The organism is Helicobacter pylori (assembly GCF_003637665.1).
GTDB lineage: Bacteria > Campylobacterota > Campylobacteria > Campylobacterales > Helicobacteraceae > Helicobacter > Helicobacter pylori_CK.
Genome location: NZ_MVWR01000009.1, coordinates 40,883 through 62,162, shown reverse-complemented (window position 1 = coordinate 62,162; position 21,280 = coordinate 40,883). Strand labels below are relative to the sequence as shown.

Sequence of the window (21,280 nt, the reverse complement as noted above, 5' to 3'; positions counted from 1 at the left end):
CTACTCCCCCTACTCCACCAACACCCCCCACTCCGCCCAAACCTATAGAAAAACCCAAACCTGAGCCAAAGCCTAAACCCAAACCAGAACCCAAAAAGCCCAACCACAAACACAAGGCGCTTAAAAAAGTGGAAAAAGTGGAAGAGAAAAAAGTAGCAGAGGAGAAAAAAGAAGAGAAAAAGGTGGTGGAACAAAAAGTAGAGCATAAAAAAGTGGAAGAGAAAAAACCGGCTAAAAAAGAATTTGACCCTAACCAACTTTCTTTCTTGCCTAAAGAAGTTGCACCACCCAGAAAAGAAAATAATAAAGGCTTGGATAACCAAACCAGAAGGGATATTGATGAATTGTATGGCGAAGAATTTGGGGATCTAGGCACAGCCGAAAAAGATTTCATTAGGAATAATTTAAGGGATATTGGGCGCATCACGCAAAAATATTTAGAATACCCTCAAGTAGCCGCTTATTTAGGGCAAGACGGGACGAATGCGGTGGAATTTTACTTGCACCCTAATGGCGATATTACCGATCTTAAAATCATTGTTGGCTCTGAGTATAAAATGCTTGATGACAACACCTTAAAAACCATTCAAATCGCTTATAAAGATTACCCACGCCCTAAAACTAAGACTTTAATCCGCATTAGAGTGCGTTATTTCTTAGGGGGCAATTAAGGAGATAGCATGGAAATCACGCTTTTTGACCCCATAGACGCCCATTTGCATGTGCGAGAGGGCATGCTTTTGCAAGCGGTATTGAAATATTCTAGCGAGCCTTTTAGCGCCGCAGTGATCATGCCTAACCTCAGTAAGCCCTTACTTGACGCTCCAACCACCCTTGAATATGAAGAAGAAATTTTAAAAAATTCTTCACACTTCAAACCTTTAATGAGTTTGTATTTTAATGATGGTTTGACTTTAGAAAAATTACAGATCGCTAAACACCAAGGCATTAGGTTTTTAAAGCTCTACCCTAAAGGCATGACCACAAACGCGCAAAACGGCACTTCGGATTTATTGGGTGAAAAGACTTTAGAGATTTTAGAAAACGCCCAAAAATTAGGCTTTATTTTATGCATCCACGCCGAACAAGCCGGGTTTTGTTTGGATAAAGAATTTTTATGCCACAGCGTTTTAGAAACTTTCGCCCATTCATTCCCTAAACTCAAAATCATTATAGAGCATTTGAGCGATTGGCGCAGTATCGCTTTAATTGAAAAGCATGACAACCTCTATGCGACTTTAACCTTACACCACATAAGCATGACTTTAGATGATTTACTAGGGGGGAGTTTGAACCCGCATTGTTTTTGCAAGCCTTTAATCAAAACCAAAAAAGACCAAGAAAGACTTTTATCCCTTGCTTTAAACGCCCACCCTAAAATCTCTTTTGGCTCTGATAGCGCCCCGCATGTTATTTCTAAAAAGCATAGCGCTAACATCCCGGCAGGCATCTTTTCTGCCCCTATTTTGTTGCCTGCGTTGTGCGAACTTTTTGAAAAACACAACGCTTTAGAAAATTTGCAAGCCTTCATCAGCGATAACGCTAAAAAAATCTACAATCTAGACAATTTGCCGAGTAAAAAAGTGCATCTGTCTAAAAAACCCTTTATAGTCCCTACACACACGCTTTGTTTGAATGAAAAAATTGCTATCTTAAGAGGGGGCGAAACGCTATCTTGGAACATTCAAGAAATCGCCTGAAAAATACCGCTTTTTTTGTGGGGCTTTTTGTCGTTTTATTTTTTATTGCAATGACGCACCAAACCCCCCCCTACGCTTTTATGCACAATCAAGCCCTTGTTACTGAAACCCCCCCCTATTTTGCTCAGCTCACTATCCCTAAACCCCATGACGCTTTAAGCGTACATGCAAGCACGCTAATCAGCCTACCTAATGGCAATCTCTTGAGCGCTTATTTTAGCGGCACTAAAGAAGGGGCAAAAGATGTGAAAATCAGCGCGAATCTTTTTGATGGCAAATCCAATCGTTGGGGTGAAGCTTTCATTCTTTTAACCAAAGAAGAGCTTTCCAAAAACGCGCATGAATACATCAAAAAATTAGGTAACCCCTTGCTTTTTTTGCATGATAATAAAATCTTGTTGTTTGTCGTAGGGGTGAGCATGGGCGGGTGGGCCACTTCTAAAATCTATCAACTTGAAAGCGCTTTAGAGCCGATTCGTTTTAAGTTTGTGCGAAAACTCTCTTTAAGCCCTTTTTTAAACTTAAGCCATTTGATAAAAAATAAGCCTTTAAACACCACTGATGGCGGATTTATGCTACCACTCTATCACGAATTAGCCACCCAATACCCCTTGTTGTTGAAATTTGACCAACAAAATAACCCAAGAGAGCTTTTAAAGCCTAATGCCCTAAACCACCAGCTCCAGCCAAGCCTAACCCCCTTTAAAGACTGCGCTATTATGGCGTTTAGAAACCATTCTTTTAAAGATAGCCTCATGCTAGAAACCTGTAAAACCCCCACCGCTTGGCAAAAACCCATGCTTACGAATTTGAAAAACTTGAATGACGCTTTGAATTTGATCAATTTAAACGAAGAATTGTATTTGATCCACAACCCTAGCGATTTATCTTTGCGTCGTAAAGAACTTTGGCTTTCTAAATTAGAAAACTCCAACTCGTTTAAAGTTTTAAAAGTTTTAGACAAAGCCAATGAAGTGAGTTACCCAAGCTATAGTCTTAATCCTCATTTTATAGATATTGTTTATACCTATAACCGCTCTCATATCAAACACATCCGTTTTAATATGGCTTATTTAAAATCCCTTCTCAAGTGATTAGTCATGTTTATACATTCTTCTTACACGCTGAGTTTTATATGGCTTTTTTTAATTTTCTTTTTTTTCAAAAATAAGCCATTGGGTTTGAGGTTTTCGCTCTCTTTGATAAGCGTGATTTTAAGCAATATCGCTTTGAAAGACTCCCTATCGCTCAATGAATTTTTAAGCAGTTTTACAGCTCCCTTAAGCCCTTTTAGCTGTCTTTTGATCCTTGCGTATGCAAGCTTTTCTTGTCATATACTCAAAAAGCCCCCTTTAGAAACCTTGCAATCTTATAGTGTCATGCTGTTTTTCAATCTGTTGCTTTTGACAGATATTTTAGGGTTCTTGCCTTTTTCAATCTATCATCATTTCATGGCTTCTCTTATTTTTAGCACGCTTTTTTGTAGCAGTTTGTTTTTGAGCAGCCCTTTACTAGGTGTGATCGCTTTAGTAGCGTTATCCAGTTCGCTTTTGATGCGTTCTCATTTTCAAATATTAGATTCTTTATTGGATTTCCCCTTGCTTCTTTTTGTCTTTTTTAAGACTTTATCTCTTGTTAAAAAAAGGTTGTATTAACGCTTATGAAATCCCTATCCCATGCCCTTTTTTCGCTCTTTTTAAAAGGTTTTTATTTCACCTTTTTTATGAGCTTGTTGTTTGTGTTTAATCGTATCGGCTTTATCCTTTATACTGGCTATTATAAGCATGCTTTAAAAAACCCTATTTTTGATGAAATCATCAAAACCCTATTCAATGGAGCCAGATACGATAATCGTGTGGTCTCAAGCTTGGCGATTCTTTTTATCATCATCGGGTTATTAGGGTTATTGGCCCCTAAACACCAAACCAAAATGCTTAATATTATGGCGTGTTTTTCTATCGCTATTATCCTGTTTTTAAACATTGCAAACATTGTTTATTATGGCATTTATGGGAATGTGTTTGATGAAAATTTATTGGAATTTCTGCATGAAGACACGCTCACGATTTTAAAAATGAGTGGGGAATACCCTATTTTTTCTAGTTTTTCACTCTTTATAATCCTTAGCGTTTTAACCTCTTTTATCTATTTCAAACTCCAAAACGCCCTTTTTAAACCCAAAAATGTTTATCAAGCCACCAAACCCCTTAAAACTTTCATTTTATTTGCACTTTTTTCCCTCACGCAAATGTTTTACATTAACGCGCAATTGAGCTTTGTGGGCGCATCTTTAGATCTCAGCATAGAGCCAGCCAAAGATCCTTTTTTAATGAAAATTACCCCCGGAGCGTTTCGCAACCTTTATCTTTTAGCGCGCAATTACAGACAAAGCCATAACCTTAAATTCAGCGATTTTGCTAAAGAAACGCCTTTAGAAGTGGCGAAAAATTATTTCCATCTTAAAGAAACCCCTTCAAACAACCTCTATGAATTGCTAACTCAGACAAGCCACAACGATTCTCTTCAAACCATTCAACATGTTTTCTATATCGTTTCAGAATCCTTAAGCTCATGGCATTTTGATCCAAAATTTGATTCCATAGGGCTAACGAGCGCTTTACAAGACTTGGTTAAAAAAGAACATGCTCACATGCTTTCTGCTTTTATTGAAGGCGCCCCACGGACCGTTAAAAGCCTAGATGTCCAGATCACAGGCTTGCCTTATATCAATGATAATAATTTAGTCAATTCAGGAGTGATTCTCCCTAGCTTTCCTATGGCGATTGGCAATATCACAAAAACTCTGGGGTATAAAAACAACTTTTATTATGGGGGTAGCGGGATTTGGAACAAACTAACCAGTTTCACCAAAAAACAAGGTTTTCACGCCCTTTATTTCAATAACCATCTCTTAGAATTTGCCAAAAATAAGCCCTACCCTAAGCCCATAGAGAGCAATTGGGGAGTGCATGATAATATTTTATTTGACTATATTTTAGAAAACACCAACCCCAATGAAAAAACTTTTAGCATGGTCATGACTTTAAGCAATCATGCGATCAAAAATGTGAATCTCAAAGCCTTTGGCGTGCCTTTAGAAAAAATCCAAAAATTTGTGGAAAAAACCCCCAAATCAGAAAATCTACCGGATGCTAATTCTTTAGGGCATATTTACTGGTATGACAAAGTGATAGTCAATTTCATCAAAAAAGCTAGCCAAAAATTCCCTAACTCGCTTTTTATCATCACAGGGGATCATTTTGACAGGAGCTATGAATACGCTAAAAACGATTTATATATAATCAAATCCGTGCCGCTTATTTTGTTCACCCCTACCTTAAAGCCTGAAACAATCAGTCAAGTCGGATCGCATTTAGACATCGCCCCTACGATTGTTGAATTAGTCGCTCCTAAAGGTTTTCAATTTGTGAGTTTTGGAAAGCCTTTATTTTCTAACAATACAACAAACCCTCCAAGCCACCCCAATTACGCGCTAGGTTATGAAGCGATCGCTACCAAAGATTATTTTTATAACCCGAGTTTGGGGTTAAGGTATTTGAACGAAAGCCCTAAAGAGCCAAAGGATAAACAAAACGACAAGAAACAAAACGACAAAATAGAAGCTTCCAAGTTTTACCAGCAATTAGAATCCTTAAAAGCTCTCAGTTATTACTTGCTCTATCATGGGGCCAATCTTAAAGATTGACAAACTGGGTTTTTATTCCATTAAACGCATGATTTTTGCTACAATAATAGGATTTTAATTGGTAAAGGATAAATAGGCATGCCAAATAGGGGCGTTGTTTTATTAGACGGGCAAGCGCTAGCTTATGATATAGAAAAAGATTTGAAAAATAAAATCCAAATAATAACCGTGCAAACGCATAAACGCCCCAAACTAGCCGTGATTTTAGTGGGAAAAGACCATGCGAGTATCACTTATGTCAATATGAAGATCAAAGCATGCCAAAGGGTGGGCATGGATTTTGATTTAAAAACCCTCCAAGAAAATATTACTGAAGCTGAATTGCTGTCCTTGATTAAAGATTACAATACCGATCAAAACATTTCAGGCGTTTTAGTCCAGCTCCCTTTGCCCAGACACATTGATACTAAAATGATTTTAGAAGCCATTGACCCAAACAAAGACGTGGATGGTTTCCACCCCCTTAATATCGGCAAACTCTGCACCCAAAAAGAATCGTTTCTGCCAGCCACCCCTATGGGCGTGATGCGTCTTTTAGAGCATTATCATATTGGAATCAAGGGCAAGGATGTGGCGATTATCGGGGCGAGCAATATCATTGGAAAACCTTTAAGCATGCTCATGTTAAACGCTGGGGCTAGCGTGAGCGTGTGCCATATTTTGACTAAAGACATTAGTTTTTACACCCAAAACGCTGATATTGTCTGCGTGGGCGTGGGTAAGCCTGATTTGATTAAAGCGAGCATGTTAAAAAAAGGGGCTGTAGTGGTGGATATTGGGATCAATCATTTGAATGATGGGCGTATCGTGGGCGATGTGGATTTCACAAATGCACAAAAAGTGGCCGGTTTTATCACCCCCGTGCCTAAAGGCGTGGGGCCTATGACGATCGTCTCGCTTTTAGAAAACACTCTAATCGCTTTTGAAAAACAACAAAGGAAGAGATTTTAAATGAAATTTTTACGCTCTGTTTATGCATTTTGCTCCAGTTGGGTAGGGACGATCATTATTGTGCTGTTGGTTATCTTTTTTATCGCGCAAGCCTTTATCATTCCCTCTCGCTCTATGGTAGGCACGCTCTATGAGGGCGACATGCTCTTTGTCAAAAAGTTTTCTTACGGCATACCCATTCCTAAAATCCCTTGGATTGAGCTTCCTGTTATGCCTGATTTTAAAAATAACGGGCATTTGATAGAGGGGGATCGCCCTAAGCGTGGCGAAGTGGTGGTGTTTATCCCTCCCCATGAAAAAAAATCTTACTATGTCAAAAGGAATTTTGCTATTGGGGGCGATGAGGTGTTATTCACTAATGAGGGGTTTTATTTGCACCCTTTTGAGAGCGACAACAACAAAAATTACATCGCTAAACATTACCCTAACGCCATGACCAAAGAATTTATGGGTAAAATTTTTGTTTTAAACCCTTATAAAAATAAGCATCCGGGTATCCATTACCAAAAAGACAATGAAACTTTCCACTTAATGGAGCAGTTAGCCACTCAAGGCGCAGAAGCTAATATCAGCATGCAACTCATTCAAATGGAGGGCGAAAAGGTGTTTTATAAGAAAATCAATAACGATGAATTTTTCATGATCGGCGATAACAGGGATAATTCTAGCGACTCGCGCTTTTGGGGGAGTGTGGCTTATAAAAATATCGTGGGTTCGCCTTGGTTTGTTTATTTCAGTTTGAGTTTAAAAAATAGCCTGGAAATGGATGCAGAAAATAACCCTAAAAAACGCTATCTGGTGCGTTGGGAACGCATGTTTAAAAGCGTTGAAGGCTTAGAAAAAATCATTAAAAAAGAAAACGCAACGCATTAAGGTTTTTTGTGCAATTTTTTGATTTCTCTTTAGAAAGTTTTATTACCACCTTAATGAAAATCCTAGCCCTTTTAATCGCTATTATAGGGCATGAAATCATGCATGGCTTGAGCGCGTTTTTATTTGGGGATAGGAGTGCTAAAGACGCTAAGCGTTTGAGTTTAAACCCTATCAGGCATTTAGACATGATGGGTTCGGTGCTTTTACCGGCTTTATTACTCATTTTTCAAGCCCCTTTTTTGTTTGGGTGGGCTAAACCCGTGCCTGTGGATATGCGCTATATTGTCTCTCAAAAAGGCTCTTTGGCATGCGTAGTGGTGAGTTTAGCCGGGGTGGCTTATAATTTCACCCTAGCCGTTCTGCTCGCTTCCATCACGCATTGGAGCTTCCAAAAACTAGGGATCAACGCTTTAAGCATTGATGAATTGAATCTTTATCAGCTCGCTTTAGTAACCTTTCTCATTCAAGGCATTCTTTATAATCTTGTCTTAGGCGTTTTCAACAGCCTCCCTATCCCGCCTTTAGACGGCTCCAAAGCGTTAGGCTTTTTGGCGTTGCATTTTAAAAGCGCGTTTCTATTGGAATGGTTTTCTAAAATGGAACGCTACGGCATGTTGGTAGCGTTTGTCTTTTTGTTTATCCCCCCTTTATCGGAGTTTTTTATCCATGCGCCCACAAGATTTTTATTTTCCTTACTCCTTTCTTAATCTTTTATCAAGGAGGGCTGATGAATAAGCCTTTGAATATTGCTCAAGTTTTTATAGGAAGCGATCATGCAGGGTTGCATCTTGCAGAATTTGTTAAACATTTTTTAGAAGACAAGGATTTTAAGATCCAAGCTTTTTTACCCACTATGAGAGTGGATTACCCTGATTACGCCAAATTAGTGTGCCAAAAGGTCTTAGAAAATCCGCAAAGCTATGGCATTTTAGTGTGTGCTACAGGGATAGGCATGAGCATGGGCGCTAATCGCTTTAAGGGTATTAGAGCCGCTTTGTGCCTTGATGCTTACATGGCTAAAATGACTCGCTTGCACAATAACGCTAATGTCTTGTGCTTGGGTGAAAAGATTAGCGGTATTGGCGTAACAGAAAGCATTTTAGAAGCGTTTTTCTCTACAGAATTTGAACAAGGCCGCCATGTGTTGCGCATCCAAAAACTAGATGAATCGCTGAAATCATCAACCTAATGTAGTATAATTACATCGTTTCGCTAAAAGGATATTTTAATAGAATGTTTACCCAATGGTTTATTCTCACTATCGCTATTGTTTTTATCCTTTATATGGGTGTACGCACTTTCTTTTTTAAAACCGTGGCTAAACGGCAAGAACGCACCAACGCATCCATGAAGCTCACCTTACAAGAAGCTGAAATTTTGATCCAAAAACACCAGTTGCAACTCCAAAGGGCTTTAGGCAATATTGATATTCTTACCCAAGAAATGAGCTCGTTAAAAACGGAATTAAAAGCCCTTAAACAGCGCAACTCTGAATACAAAGGCGAATCGGATAAATATAAAAATCGTATTAAAGAATTGGAGCAAAAAATAGAAGCTCTCCTTTAAAAACGCTATAATAAACCAAAATTCTACAACCAATCCGTTATATTAAAGGAAATCAAAATGAATGAAACGCTCAAAGAAGAACTTTTACAAAGCATCAGAGAAGTGAAAGACTACCCTAAAAAAGGGATTTTATTCAAAGATATTACCACGCTACTCAACTACCCTAAACTCTTTAACAAACTCATTGACGCGCTCAAAAAACGCTATCTCGCTCTCAATACAGACTTTATCGTGGGCATTGAAGCGAGGGGGTTTATTTTAGGCTCTGCTTTAGCTTATGCGCTTGGGGTGGGTTTTGTGCCTGTGAGGAAAAAGGGCAAGCTCCCTGCGCACACCTTGTCTCAAAGCTACAGCCTAGAATACGGGAGCGATAGCATAGAAATCCACTCTGACGCTTTTAGGGGAATTAAGGGGGTAAGGGTGGTGTTGATTGATGATTTATTAGCCACTGGAGGCACAGCTTTAGCGAGCCTTGAGCTTATCAAAGCCCTACAAGCTGAATGCGTAGAAGCATGCTTTTTGATAGGGTTAAAAGAATTACCGGGCATCCAACTTTTAGAAGAGCGAGTGAAGACTTTTTGTTTGTTAGAGTGCTAGGATAAGGGTGAGTTTTGGAAGAATACATCATTGATTTGTGGAATCAGCATGCAGCGACTTGGGGGTATCTCATTTTATTCGGGTGGAGCATTTTAGAAGGCGAAATCGGGTTGATTTTAGCAGGGATTGCCAGCTATACCGGTCATATGCATTTAGGGTTAGCCATTTTAGTCGCAGGGATTGGGGGCTTTGTGGGGGATCAGATCTATTTTTACATCGGGCGCACCAATAAAGCTTACATCCAAAAAAAGCTAGAAAAACAACGCCGAAAACTAGCCCTAGCCCATTTATTGTTGCAAAAACACGGCTGGTTTATCATTTTTATCCAACGCTACATGTATGGCATGCGCACCATCATTCCCATTAGCATAGGCCTCACGCGTTATAGCGCTTTAAAATTCGCTATCATCAACCTCATTAGCGCGATGGTGTGGGCAAGCATTACCATTATTCTAGCGTGGTATTTAGGAGAAGAGTTATTGCATGCGTTAGGGTGGCTTAAAAAACACCCTTATGCGCTAATATTACTATTAGTATCTTTCTTGGCGTTAGTGCTGTGGTATTTCCAATACTATAGTAAGAAAAACCGCTAGAGTGCAATACAATTCTTGAAAGATATGAAATTAAAAAAGGAGACTTTATGTTAAAAATCAAATTAGAAAAAACCACTTTTGAAAACGCAAAAGCTGAATGCAGTTTAGTTTTTATTGTCAATAAGGATTTTGATCATGCTTGGGTCAAAAATAAAGAATTGCTAGAAACCTTTAAATACGAAGGCGAAGGCGTATTTTTAGACCAAGAAAATAAAATCCTGTATGCGGGCGTTAAAGAAGATGATGTGCATTTATTGAGAGAGAGTGCGTGTTTAGCCGTTCGCACCCTTAAAAAACTCGCTTTTAAAAGCGTTAAAGTGGGCGTTTATACTTGCGGGACGCATTCTAAAGATAATGTGCTTTTAGAAAATTTGAAAGCGTTGTTTTTGGGCTTAAAATTAGGCTTGTATGAATACGACACTTTTAAATCCAACAAAAAAGAAAGCGTTTTAAAAGAAGCCATTGTCGCTTTAGAATTGCACAAACCTTGCGAAAAAACTTGCACGAATTCTTTAGAAAAGAGCGCTAAAGAAGCTTTAAAATACGCTGAAATCATGACAGAAAGCTTGAATATCGTTAAAGATCTAGTCAATACCCCCCCTATGATTGGCACCCCAGTTTATATGGCTGAAGTGGCGCAAAAAGTGGCTAAAGAAAACCATTTGGAAATCCATGTTCATGATGAAAAATTTTTAGAAGAAAAGAAAATGAACGCCTTTTTAGCGGTCAATAAAGCCTCTCTTGCTATCAATCCTCCTCGCTTGATCCATTTAGTCTATAAGCCTAAAAAAGCGAAGAAAAAAATCGCTTTAGTGGGTAAGGGCTTGACTTATGATTGTGGGGGTTTGAGCTTGAAACCGGCCGATTACATGGTTACCATGAAGGCGGATAAAGGCGGTGGCTCTGCGGTGATTGGGCTTTTAAACGCATTAGCCAAACTAGGCGTGGAAGCTGAAGTGCATGGCATTATTGGGGCTACAGAAAACATGATAGGCCCGGCTGCCTATAAACCAGATGATATTTTAATCTCCAAAGAAGGCAAGAGCATAGAAGTTCGTAATACTGACGCTGAAGGGCGTTTGGTTTTAGCGGATTGTTTGAGCTACGCTCAAGATTTAAGCCCTGATGTGATCGTGGATTTTGCGACCCTTACTGGGGCATGCGTTGTGGGCTTAGGCGAATTCACTTCAGCGATCATGGGGCATAATGAAGAGTTAAAAAATCTCTTTGAAACTTCAGGGTTAGAATCCGGCGAATTATTAGCCAAACTCCCTTTTAACCGCCATTTAAAGAAATTGATTGAATCTAAAATCGCTGATGTGTGCAATATTTCTTCTTCACGCTATGGCGGTGCGATCACAGCGGGCTTGTTTTTAAATGAATTTATTAGAGATGAATTTAAAGACAAATGGCTGCACATTGACATTGCAGGCCCTGCTTATGTGGAAAAAGAATGGGATGTGAATAGTTTTGGAGCGAGTGGGGCTGGGGTTAGGGCTTGCACAGCTTTTGTGGAAGAGCTTTTGAAAAAGGCTTGAAATGGGCTTGTCTGTAGGCATTGTGGGTTTGCCTAATGTGGGCAAATCCAGCACCTTTAACGCGCTCACTAAAACCCAAAACGCCCAAAGCGCGAATTACCCTTTTTGCACCATTGAACCCAATAAAGCCATCGTGAATGTGCCTGATAGACGGCTTGATGCGTTGGCTCAAATCGTAAAGCCTGAACGCATTTTGCATTCTGTGGTGGAATTTGTGGATATTGCCGGATTGATTAAGGGAGCGAGCAAGGGGGAGGGTTTAGGCAATCAATTTTTAGCCAATATTAAGGAATGCGAAGTGATCTTGCAAGTGGTGCGCTGTTTTGAAGATGACAATATCACGCATGTGAACGACAAAATTGATCCTTTGAATGATATAGAGACCATTGAATTGGAGTTGATTTTAGCGGATATTGCCACTTTAGACAAAAGGATCGATCGCTTGCAAAAAGCCTTAAAAAGCTCAAAAGACGCTAAAAATCTTTTAGAATGCGCTTTGAGTTTAAAAACGCATTTAGAAGAATTAAAGCCGGCGAAAACTTTCCCCCTGAATACAAGCGAGGCTTTTTTAGAATTGGACAAGGAATTGCGCTTTTTATCTCATAAAAAAATGATTTATGCCGCTAATGTGGGCGAAGAAGATTTAAACGCTCTCAATGAGCATGCCAAAAAAGTCCAAAATTATGCCAAAGATCAAAAGAGCGAGTTTGTTGCCTTGTGCGCTAAATTAGAAGAAGAAATGGTTTCTATGAGTGAAGATGAAGTCAAAGAATTTTTGCAAAGTTTAGGCGTCGAAGAAAGCGGGCTAGAAAAAACCATTCGTTTGAGTTTTAAGGAATTAGGCTTGATCAATTATTTTACCGCTGGAGTCAAGGAAGTGCGATCATGGACGATTAAAAAAGGCTCTAGTGCGCCTGTGGCTGCTGGGGTGATCCATAAGGATTTTGAAAAAGGCTTTATCAGAGCTGAAACCATCAGTTATGATGATTTTATCGCTTATAAGGGCGAAGCCGGAGCGAAAGAAAAGGGAGCGTTACGCATTGAAGGTAAGGACTATATCGTTCAAGATGGCGATGTGTTGCATTTTCGCTTCAATGTCTAGTGTCTTTTCAAACAAGCGTTACTAGTTTTTCATAAGAATTGACACCCAACAAGAAACTTTTTAAAAAAATCTATATAGAATTAAGCGATATTTGCGGGTTGCAATGCAGTTTTTGCCCTAACCCTAAAAATATCAGAGGCGTGATGCCTTTAGAATTATTTGAAAAAGTTTGCAAAGAAGTGGCCCCCTTAACCCCAATTATCACCTTGCATGTCTTAGGTGATCCTTGCAAGCTCAAAAATTTAAACCGCTATCTCAATGTCGCTAAACGCTTTTCTTTGAAAGTGGATTTGGTAACTAGCGGGGTGTATTTGCACGATTTTGAAACACTCCTACAAGATGCAATCTATCAAATTTCTATTTCTTTAGACGCAGGGCTAGACCATCACAATAAACTCAACCAGCACCGCTACATCCAAAAAATTTTAGAATTTTGCCGCTACAAATGTGAAAAAAATAGCGAAGTGTTTTTGAATTTACGCATTCAAGACAGCACCCTTGAAAAACACCAGAATTTGATCAAGCCTTTTTTAGAAAGCTTTGAATGCGTTTCTTTAGAGACTCTAAAATCGCAAGGCCGCGCTCGTCTGTTTAAAAAAAGTTTTTTGAATATCCAAAAGACCTTTAAATGGCCGAATTTGAACGCTCCAAATCCTTTAAACCAAGAATCAAAAATCCCCTATTGTTACGGCTTGATCAAGCAAATCGCTATTTTATCTAATGGCGTTGTCGTGCCGTGCTGCATGGACACGCAAGCTAATATCAACCTTGGCGATTTAAACCATATGCCCCTAAAAGATATTTTAAACAGCCAAAAAGCTATGGCTATCAAAACCCATTTTTTAAAGGGCGAAGCACTAGAACTTTTATGCCAAAACTGCTCCTACCCTTTGATCCGCTATAAAAAATGAAACCACTCCATTAGGGATTAGCCCTGCTTATTCCTTGAAAAGGCTGTTATTTTTAGTGCATTTTGTAATCCTTTCAATAGCTCATTAGTCATTGGTTTTGCAATTGTAATGGCGTTTAGTTCGCTTCAGTAATGAACAGCGATTAAAAGCTTTTACTCTTTATATTCTTATCTTTTATGTTTGGGTTGGTACCGATAGAATTGTCAAAAATTTAAAGGTTAATATGGTAGGATGAGCAAGAGAGCTTAAAGAATTAAGGTCCTTTTCTTTTGTAATAGCTTGCGGGGTCGGAAAAATCGTGGGCTTCTCTTGATGCCATTCAAAAACACTAATTGACCCCACTCTTTGATTTCCACGCTTTTTAGTTGTTTTGCGTTATTTCATTCAACACTAGCATGCTTTTTGATCGTTTTGGATAAAGTAATTTTCATACAATCGCAGTAACGCAATAAAAAACGCCGTGATAGTAGGCCCTACAATAATCCCCCAAAAACCAAATTGTGAAATCCCAGCAATCATAGAAAAGAAAATCAGCATTTCATTGATTTTAAGGGTGGTTTTAAAGATTCTTTTTTTGATAAAGACGATTAAAATTGGCTTGATCACGCTATCAATCAGCACGCTAATCAATAAAATGGAATACAAAGCGATAAATATCGCCTCATTCACATTCCCATGATAAAGCTCATAAATCGCTATAGGGATCCAAATCAAAGCCCCCCCAACAGCCGGCACCAAAGACGCTAGGCCGTATAAAATCCCTAAAGACCAGCCGTCATGCCCAAACCATACGATCATCACCCCAAACGCCACGCCCTCTAAAATAACCGTGATGAGGGAAGTTAAAAGCACGATGCGTAAAATCCCAGCCACTTCTTCAAAAATCTTTTTGCTTTGATTCATTCCAAGAGGCAAGACCCCTAAAAAATAACGATAAAATCTCTCCCCATAATAAAAAAAGAAAAACAACAGCCCCAAGATAAACAAAGCGTCTGTAATGAGTTTCAAGCTGTATCTTCCCACATAGCTGCTTATTTTCAACAAATAACCCGTGATGGAAGCGGCGCTAAAATTTTCTAAAAACTTGCTCACCCCATCATGAATGGCAGGAAAATGCGACAAATTTTCGGTGATTGTCCCCTTAAGCCATTTGATTAGGGCTGAAAATTTTTCAAAATTGATTTCAAAAATAATATTAGAACTTTTATAAACAATAAAATACAACGGCACGATCAAAACGCTCGCTAAAATTAAAACGCATAAAAACGAACTGACAATATTGAAAAAGCGCTTATCTAAAAAAACTTTCACTTGAAAAAATCCCACGCACAAAAGCCCAGCGATCAATGCATCCATTAAAAAATCTTGATACAGATAGATCATCCAATAAAAACCAATCAAAAAAAGAATCCAAAAGAAATACTGAGCTTTCATGAAATTATCCCTATTAAACTGAACCAAAAATTATCAAATGTTAGCTAAAAAACGCTCTTTTAAGGATAAAAAACCTCTTTTAACTTATAATTAAAATCAAAAAGGCTTTTACAGATGGTGTTTTACAAATATTCAGGGAGCGGGAATGATTTTTTAATCACGCAAAGTTTTAAAAAAAAAGATTTTTCCAATTTAGCCAAACAGGTGTGCCATAGGCATGAGGGTTTTGGGGCTGATGGGCTTGTAGTCGTCTTACCAAGTAAGGATTATGACTACGAATGGGATTTTTACAATTCAGACGGCTCTAAAGCTGGCATGTGCGGGAATGCGAGCCGTTGCGTGGGGTTATTTGCCTACCAACATGCTATAGCCCCTAAAGAGCATGTTTTTTTAGCCGGGAAAAGAGAGATTTCTATTCGCATAGAAGAACCCAATATCATAGAGAGCAATCTCGGTAACTACAAAATCCTAGACACCATACCCGCCTTAAAATGCAAAAAATTTTTTACTAGCGACAGCGTTTTAGAAAATATCCCTACTTTCTACCTCATAGATACAGGAGTGCCGCATTTAGTGGGATTTGTGAAAAATAAAAGGTTATTAAATTCTCTTAACACACTGGAATTAAGGGCTTTAAGGCATGAATTTAACGCTAATATTAACATCGCTTTTATAGAAAATAAAGAGACGATTTTTTTACAAACTTATGAAAGAGGGGTTGAAGATTTCACGCTAGCTTGCGGGACAGGCATGGCAGCGGTTTTTATCGCCGCGTGCATTTTTTATAACACGCCTAAAAAAGCCACTCTCATCCCTAAAAGCAACGAATCTTTAGAGCTTTCTTTAAAAAATGATGGGATTTTTTATAAGGGCGCGGTGCGTTATATTGGCATGAGCGTTTTGGGCAGTGTTTTTGAAAATGGGTGTTTTTGATCATTATTTCTTATAGTAGTAATCAAAATGATTTTATTGTAATTAAACATAATGCGCTATCATTTGCGAGTTGTTTTTAGCAATATAAAAAATATCCTAAAGGAATAAAACCATGCAAGCGTTAAAATCATTGCTTGAAGTGATTACAAAACTTCAAAATTTAGGCGGCTATTTGATGCATATAGCTATTTTCATCATTTTTATTTGGATTGGAGGGCTTAAGTTTGTGCCGTATGAAGCTGAAGGGATCGCTCCTTTTGTGGCTAATTCCCCTTTCTTTTCTTTCATGTATAAATTTGAAAAACCCGCATACAAACAACACAAAATGTCTGAATCCCAGTCTATGCAAGAAGAAATGCAAGATGACCCTAAAATCGTTGAAAACAAAGAATGGCATAAAGAAAACCGCACTTATTTAGTGGCTGAAGCTTTAGGGATCACGATTATGATCCTAGGTATTTTGGTGCTTTTAGGGCTTTGGATGCCTTTAATGGGCGTGATTGGGGGCTTGCTTGTCGCTGGAATGACGATCACGACTCTATCTTTTTTATTCACAACGCCAGAAGTGTTTGTCAATCAGCATTTCCCATGGCTTTCTGGGGCTGGAAGGCTAGTGGTTAAAGACTTGGCGTTATTTGCTGGAGGCTTGTTTGTGGCGGGATTTGATGCGAAACGCTATTTGGAGGGGAAAGGGTTTTGCTTGATGGATCGCTCATCGGTAGGGATTAAGACTAAATGCTCTAGTGGGTGTTGCTCTTAAGAGCTGATACCTTAAAGTAGGCTTAAAGCCTACTAGAAGAATCACAATTAATAGAAAGATCTTGGTTAGCGCCTTTTTTATAAATGATTGTTTTTAAAATGTGGCGTTTGACAAAGGAATTGACGCTTTCTACTTCTTCATCAGCTAGTCGTCTTAAAACATCATGCTCTTCTCTGGAGAGATAAAAAGTAACTGAAAAATTGCGTTTCAGCTCATCTACAGCGACACGCTTGCGACCGGGTTTTATATTTTTATTTCCTAATTCCATTAAAATTTCCTTTTTTAGTTAGTATGTTGTAACATCATAGTGGCTATTCTAACATGAAATAAACGCCATTTTATATTAAATCTAAAGAAAAATATTTTTAGATGTGCTAGAATACCCATTTGTTACAAGATAAGCTTTTTTATCAAAAAAATGATGACATAGGGGTAACAAGTGGCAATAAACACCTTTTTAAAACATTCTTTTTTAGTCTGTTTGTTAGCGGTTAATTCTTACGCTTTTGATTGGAATATTTTTAAATACAATCTGGGTTTCAATATGTTCATCATGGACCATGAAGGCTCAACGCCTTATTGGGTCAATACTAACACCAATCTTAAAACCCGTTTGACTCCAAATTTTGGGATCCAATTTTATACAAGAGGTGTGGAGCAAAGCTTGACTGTGGGGGCGTATTTCTTTCAAAACTTCCATAACTACAGCACTAATTTTCCCTACCGTTGGGGGCCTACTATGTATTATAAGGCTAGGGGAAAGCGTTTTACTTTTTATGGAGGGATTTTCCCTAGAAAAAATCTCTTAGGAAGGTATGGTTTGAATATTTTTGCCCCTTATTATTGGTTTATAGACCCCAACGCTAGAGGGTTTTTATTGCAATTTCAAAACCATTATTCGCCTTCAAAACCCTATTATGGGCATGCGGAGTTTATGCTAGATTGGTTTGGAGGCAATTGTTACAACACTTGTAAATTCGGGAGAAACCCCTATGGGAACGCAATGGATAGGTTTCAAATGAACGGCTCTGTCGCTTATAATTTCTTTAAGGATTTATTGGGTATTGGAGGGTATTTTGTCTTGTTCCACAACGAAGACAAATACCTTTTGAATGGGGCTGATGGCATGAAATTTAATGAAAAAAAGGCGATTGACAATAATAATATTTATCTTATGGATCGCCTCTACTTTAACGCTTACATAGGGACAAGCCTTTTAGACATCGCCCCCTTTATGGAAAAGCTCAACGCCAGTTTTGGCATGGTTTCTGAATCAAGCCGATTAAGGCAAATCCACAACAATGTGCCTTTTATGAATAGCGTGGGCGGGCAATTGGATGTGGAGATCCAATACAAAGGCTTTGGCATCCACAATTTATTTTTCTTCGCCAAGACCCCAGAAATGCCTTTTTATAACCAATACCAGTATGTTGAAATGTATTGCACGCCCTCTTATTGCCCCACGCCCATTTATCGTGGCGTGCCATTCTTTCAAGCTAATTTATACAATCGTTTTGATTTTTATTACAATTGGAAAAACGACTTTGCGTCTGTTCGGATCAACTTCGTGCTTAATGCGATGCGTGGGGGCTTTGATAGGAGCTTGCCTTGGTCAGAATCTTACCAAGTGTATATGACGGTCGCCTTTGATCCTTATAACCTTATTAACAAAATTGCTAGAAAAAAGTGAAAATTCTTGACAACCAGTTAATTCGTCTTATATAATGCTGTTTCATTTGTAGCCATTGTTAAGCAATGATTTTAAGCTATGGAAAAGAGGTGATAGCAGTATGCCAGGGATTAAGGTTAGAGAAGGCGATGCGTTTGATGAAGCTTATAGGAGATTCAAAAAGCAAACCGATCGCAATTTGGTGGTAACAGAATGCCGCGCTAGAAGGTTCTTTGAGTCTAAAACTGAAAAACGCAAAAAACAAAAAATCAGTGCTAAAAAGAAAGTCTTAAAGCGTCTTTATATGTTAAGGCGTTATGAATCAAGACTATAAGAACTTGAACGAATTTAAAATTTAAGGATTATTGAATAATGCAATTCACAGGGAAAAATGTTCTCATTACCGGGGCTTCTAAAGGCATTGGGGCTGAAATCGCTAAAACTCTCGCTTCTATGGGGCTGAAAGTTTGGATCAATTACCGCAGCAATGCTGAAGTGGCTGACGCTTTGAAAAATGAGCTTGAAGAAAAAGGCTATAAAGCGGCTGTCATTAAATTTGATGCGGCTTCTGAAAGCGATTTTGTTGAAGCGATACAAACCATTGTCCAAAGCGATGGGGGTTTGTCTTACTTGGTGAATAACGCCGGTGTGGTACGCGATAAATTAGCGATCAAAATGAAAACAGAAGATTTTCACCATGTCATAGAAAATAACCTTACTTCAGCTTTTATAGGTTGCAGAGAGGCTTTAAAGGTGATGAGTAAGAGTCGTTTTGGGAGCGTGGTTAATGTCGCTTCTATCATTGGTGAAAGAGGCAATATGGGGCAGACAAACTACTCAGCGAGTAAGGGGGGGATGATTGCGATGAGCAAGTCCTTTGCTTATGAGGGAGCTTTAAGGAATATTCGTTTCAACTGTGTAACGCCAGGCTTTATAGAAACCGACATGAACGCCACTTTGAAAGACGAACTCAAAGCGGATTATGTTAAAAACATTCCTTTAAACAGGCTAGGGTCTGCTAAAGAAGTGGCAGAAGCGGTAGCGTTTCTTTTGAGCGATCACTCTAGTTACATCACTGGAGAGACTCTCAAAGTCAATGGCGGGCTTTATATGTAGTCCTAAACAAAGGGTTCTTTTAGCGATAAAAGTTTGTAAGTAGCAAAAATCATGCTAACATTATGAGGTTATTCTAAAACAAAGAGGTTATTATCAAATGGGGATTATTTACTTAATATTGTTTCTCATTGTAATTTATTTGTTGTATAGGATTTTAGATGTTTTGGAGCAAAAATAAACGCTTCAATGAATGGTTGATTTAATTTTTACAAAACAAGGGAGTTTTAATTATGGCTTTATTTGAAGATATTCAGGCAGTTATTGCTGAGCAGTTGAATGTGGATGCGGCGCAAGTTACGCCAGAGGCGGAATTTGTGAAGGATTTGGGTGCGGACTCTTTAGATGTCGTGGAATTAATCATGGCGTTAGAAGAAAAGTTTGGCATTGAGATTCCTGATGAGCAAGCGGAAAAAATCGTCAATGTGGGCGATGTGGTGAAGTATATTGAGGATAATAAACTAGCTTAATCTTTTTAACTTGGAGCGTTTGTCTCCAGGTTTTAGTCAAAAATTTAGCTTTAGCTAAAAATCTAGTTTTATTGAATGAAAGTTTTTGAAATGAGGAGCTATTGGTGCGTCGGATTGTAGTAACTGGAATGGGAATGATCAATTCGCTAGGTTTAAATAAAGAAGATTCTTTTTTAGCGATCGCTAAGGGAGAATGCGGTATCAAACACATAGAAAGTTTTGATGCGAGCGCGTTTCCTGTGCGTATTGCTGGAGAAATCACTGACTTTGACCCTACAGAGGTGATGAATCCCAAAGATGTTAAAAAGGCGGGTCGTTTCATTCAATTAGCCTTGAAAGCCACAAGAGAGGCGATGAAAGATAGTGGGATTTTAGACGCTCACAATAGATGCCCTGAAGAATTGGCAAACCGCATGGGCGTAAGCTCTGGCTCTGGAATTGGCGGATTAGGGAATATTGAAGCGAATTCCATTTTTTGTTTTGAAAAAGGCCCTAGAAAAGTCAATCCCTTTTTTATCACTTCTGCGTTAGTGAATATGATTGGAGGTTTCACTTCCATTGAGTTTGGCATTAAAGGGCCTAACCTCTCTAGCGTAACGGCTTGTGCAGCAGGCACTCATGCCATTATTGAAGCGGTTAAAACCATTCTGCTTAATGGGGCTGATAAAATGCTAGTCGTGGGAGCGGAATCCACCATTTGTCCTGTAGGGATTGGCGGATTTGCGAGCATTAAAGCCCTTTCTACAAGGAATGATGAGCCTAAAAAAGCTTCAAGACCTTTTGATAAAAATCGCAATGGTTTTGTGATGGGCGAAGGCGCTGGGGCTTTGGTGCTTGAAGAATACGAGAGCGCGAAAAAAAGAGGGGCGAAAATTTATGCAGAATTTGCCGGGTATGGCGAGAGCGGCGATGCTAACCACATCACAGCCCCAGCCCCTGAGGGCGAAGGGGCTTTTAGAGCCATGAAAATGGCTTTAGAAATGGCGAAAGTGGAAGTAGGCTATGTGAACGCTCATGGGACTAGCACGCATTATAACGATTGGTATGAAAGCATCGCTCTAAAAAATGTGTTTGGCTCTAAAGAAAAAGTCCCTCCCGTTAGCTCCACTAAAGGGCAGATTGGGCATTGTTTAGGCGCTGCGGGTGCGTTAGAAGCCGTTATTTCTATCATGGCCATGAATCAAGGGATCTTACCTCCTACTATCAATCAAGAAACGCCTGATCCAGAATGCGATTTGGATTATATCCCTAATACGGCCAGAGAAAAACAAGTAAATGCAGTGATGAGCAACTCATTTGGTTTTGGTGGCACTAATGGTGTTGTGATTTTCAAAAAAGCCTAGTTTTACAAAGTTAGGATTTTG

24 protein-coding genes are annotated in these 21,280 nt (G+C 38.9%); 22 read left to right on the top strand and 2 right to left on the bottom strand.

The features are described from left to right. The 15 genes from EAL49_RS06495 to EAL49_RS06425 all read left to right on the top strand — a co-directional run. Window positions 1–671 (top strand): energy transducer TonB (locus tag EAL49_RS06495; protein ID WP_162973127.1); only part of this gene is annotated, 671 nt, incomplete at its 5' end. Window positions 672–680: 9 nt separating this feature from the next. Then, on the top strand, window positions 681–1,700 hold the full coding sequence (pyrC, locus tag EAL49_RS06490; RefSeq protein ID WP_120829550.1) for a dihydroorotase: 1,020 nt from the start codon (window positions 681–683) through the stop codon (window positions 1,698–1,700). Next, the gene (locus EAL49_RS06485) at window positions 1,676–2,794 is read left to right on the top strand and encodes a 3-deoxy-d-manno-octulosonic acid hydrolase subunit 2 (protein ID WP_120829549.1); all 1,119 of its coding nucleotides are present in this window, start codon (window positions 1,676–1,678) and stop codon (window positions 2,792–2,794) included. Before pyrC ends, EAL49_RS06485 begins: the two co-directional genes overlap by 25 nt. Window positions 2,795–2,800: 6 nt before the next feature. Next, window positions 2,801–3,355 (top strand): 3-deoxy-d-manno-octulosonic acid hydrolase subunit 1, encoded by a 555-nt coding sequence (locus EAL49_RS06480; protein WP_120829548.1) that lies wholly within the window; start codon window positions 2,801–2,803, stop codon window positions 3,353–3,355. Window positions 3,356–3,360: 5 nt separating this feature from the next. Continuing rightward, window positions 3,361–5,406, top strand: coding sequence for an LTA synthase family protein (locus EAL49_RS06475; protein ID WP_120829547.1), 2,046 nt, complete (start codon window positions 3,361–3,363; stop codon window positions 5,404–5,406). A 78-nt stretch (window positions 5,407–5,484) separates the two neighbouring features. Then, complete coding sequence (gene folD / locus EAL49_RS06470) at window positions 5,485–6,357, top strand: bifunctional methylenetetrahydrofolate dehydrogenase/methenyltetrahydrofolate cyclohydrolase FolD (protein ID WP_162973126.1); 873 nt, start codon at window positions 5,485–5,487, stop codon at window positions 6,355–6,357. Next, window positions 6,358–7,230, top strand: coding sequence for a signal peptidase I (lepB, locus tag EAL49_RS06465; RefSeq protein WP_050852522.1), 873 nt, complete (start codon window positions 6,358–6,360; stop codon window positions 7,228–7,230). Window positions 7,231–7,238: 8 nt separating this feature from the next. Further along, window positions 7,239–7,937, top strand: coding sequence for a site-2 protease family protein (locus EAL49_RS06460; protein ID WP_120829545.1), 699 nt, complete (start codon window positions 7,239–7,241; stop codon window positions 7,935–7,937). A 20-nt stretch (window positions 7,938–7,957) separates the two neighbouring features. Further along, window positions 7,958–8,419 carry a ribose 5-phosphate isomerase B gene (gene rpiB / locus EAL49_RS06455; RefSeq protein ID WP_001039809.1) on the top strand — a complete coding sequence of 154 codons (462 nt, stop codon included), beginning with the start codon at window positions 7,958–7,960 and terminating at the stop codon, window positions 8,417–8,419. Between the two features lie 44 nt (window positions 8,420–8,463). Beyond that, window positions 8,464–8,796 carry a hypothetical protein gene (locus EAL49_RS06450; protein ID WP_000495094.1) on the top strand — a complete coding sequence of 111 codons (333 nt, stop codon included), beginning with the start codon at window positions 8,464–8,466 and terminating at the stop codon, window positions 8,794–8,796. A 57-nt stretch (window positions 8,797–8,853) separates the two neighbouring features. Beyond that, window positions 8,854–9,393 carry an adenine phosphoribosyltransferase gene (gene apt / locus EAL49_RS06445; protein WP_001006130.1) on the top strand — a complete coding sequence of 180 codons (540 nt, stop codon included), beginning with the start codon at window positions 8,854–8,856 and terminating at the stop codon, window positions 9,391–9,393. A gap of 14 nt (window positions 9,394–9,407) precedes the next feature. Next, the gene (locus EAL49_RS06440) at window positions 9,408–9,986 is read left to right on the top strand and encodes a DedA family protein (protein WP_000393406.1); all 579 of its coding nucleotides are present in this window, start codon (window positions 9,408–9,410) and stop codon (window positions 9,984–9,986) included. Window positions 9,987–10,033: 47 nt separating this feature from the next. Beyond that, complete coding sequence (locus tag EAL49_RS06435) at window positions 10,034–11,524, top strand: leucyl aminopeptidase (RefSeq protein ID WP_120829544.1); 1,491 nt, start codon at window positions 10,034–10,036, stop codon at window positions 11,522–11,524. 1 nt (window position 11,525) lies between these two features. Further along, a complete protein-coding gene (gene ychF, locus EAL49_RS06430) occupies window positions 11,526–12,626 on the top strand; it encodes a redox-regulated ATPase YchF (protein ID WP_038417491.1) in 1,101 nt (366 codons plus the stop codon). A gap of 38 nt (window positions 12,627–12,664) precedes the next feature. After that, window positions 12,665–13,537, top strand: coding sequence for a radical SAM/SPASM domain-containing protein (locus EAL49_RS06425; RefSeq protein WP_038417490.1), 873 nt, complete (start codon window positions 12,665–12,667; stop codon window positions 13,535–13,537). Between the two features lie 390 nt (window positions 13,538–13,927). Here EAL49_RS06425 and EAL49_RS06420 read toward each other — a convergent pair whose 3' ends face one another. Beyond that, a complete protein-coding gene (locus EAL49_RS06420; protein ID WP_120829543.1) occupies window positions 13,928–14,971 on the bottom strand; it encodes an AI-2E family transporter in 1,044 nt (347 codons plus the stop codon). Window positions 14,972–15,085: 114 nt separating this feature from the next. Between EAL49_RS06420 and dapF the strand changes: the two genes are divergently transcribed. Next, entirely contained in the window at window positions 15,086–15,904 is an 819-nt protein-coding gene (gene dapF / locus EAL49_RS06415) for a diaminopimelate epimerase (protein WP_038417488.1), read from the top strand. Window positions 15,905–16,016: 112 nt separating this feature from the next. Beyond that, entirely contained in the window at window positions 16,017–16,664 is a 648-nt protein-coding gene (locus EAL49_RS06410) for a YkgB family protein (protein ID WP_001148292.1), read from the top strand. A gap of 22 nt (window positions 16,665–16,686) precedes the next feature. On the opposite strand, the gene EAL49_RS06405 is transcribed toward EAL49_RS06410, so the two are convergent. Continuing rightward, window positions 16,687–16,932, bottom strand: a complete 246-nt coding sequence (locus EAL49_RS06405; RefSeq protein ID WP_120829542.1) for a ribbon-helix-helix domain-containing protein — start codon at window positions 16,930–16,932, stop codon at window positions 16,687–16,689. Window positions 16,933–17,103: 171 nt separating this feature from the next. Between EAL49_RS06405 and EAL49_RS06400 the strand changes: the two genes are divergently transcribed. The 5 genes from EAL49_RS06400 to EAL49_RS06380 all read left to right on the top strand — a co-directional run bounded on the left by EAL49_RS06400 (window position 17,104) and on the right by EAL49_RS06380 (window position 21,259). Beyond that, a complete protein-coding gene (locus EAL49_RS06400; protein ID WP_120829541.1) occupies window positions 17,104–18,354 on the top strand; it encodes a hypothetical protein in 1,251 nt (416 codons plus the stop codon). A 100-nt stretch (window positions 18,355–18,454) separates the two neighbouring features. Continuing rightward, on the top strand, window positions 18,455–18,667 hold the full coding sequence (gene rpsU, locus EAL49_RS06395) for a 30S ribosomal protein S21 (protein WP_001117778.1): 213 nt from the start codon (window positions 18,455–18,457) through the stop codon (window positions 18,665–18,667). A 38-nt stretch (window positions 18,668–18,705) separates the two neighbouring features. Next, complete coding sequence (gene fabG, locus EAL49_RS06390; RefSeq protein WP_120829540.1) at window positions 18,706–19,449, top strand: 3-oxoacyl-ACP reductase FabG; 744 nt, start codon at window positions 18,706–18,708, stop codon at window positions 19,447–19,449. Window positions 19,450–19,679: 230 nt separating this feature from the next. Then, window positions 19,680–19,916, top strand: coding sequence for an acyl carrier protein (gene acpP / locus EAL49_RS06385; protein ID WP_001163091.1), 237 nt, complete (start codon window positions 19,680–19,682; stop codon window positions 19,914–19,916). Window positions 19,917–20,020: 104 nt separating this feature from the next. Beyond that, entirely contained in the window at window positions 20,021–21,259 is a 1,239-nt protein-coding gene (locus EAL49_RS06380) for a beta-ketoacyl-ACP synthase II (RefSeq protein WP_038418418.1), read from the top strand. Window positions 21,260–21,280: the final 21 nt, after the last annotated feature.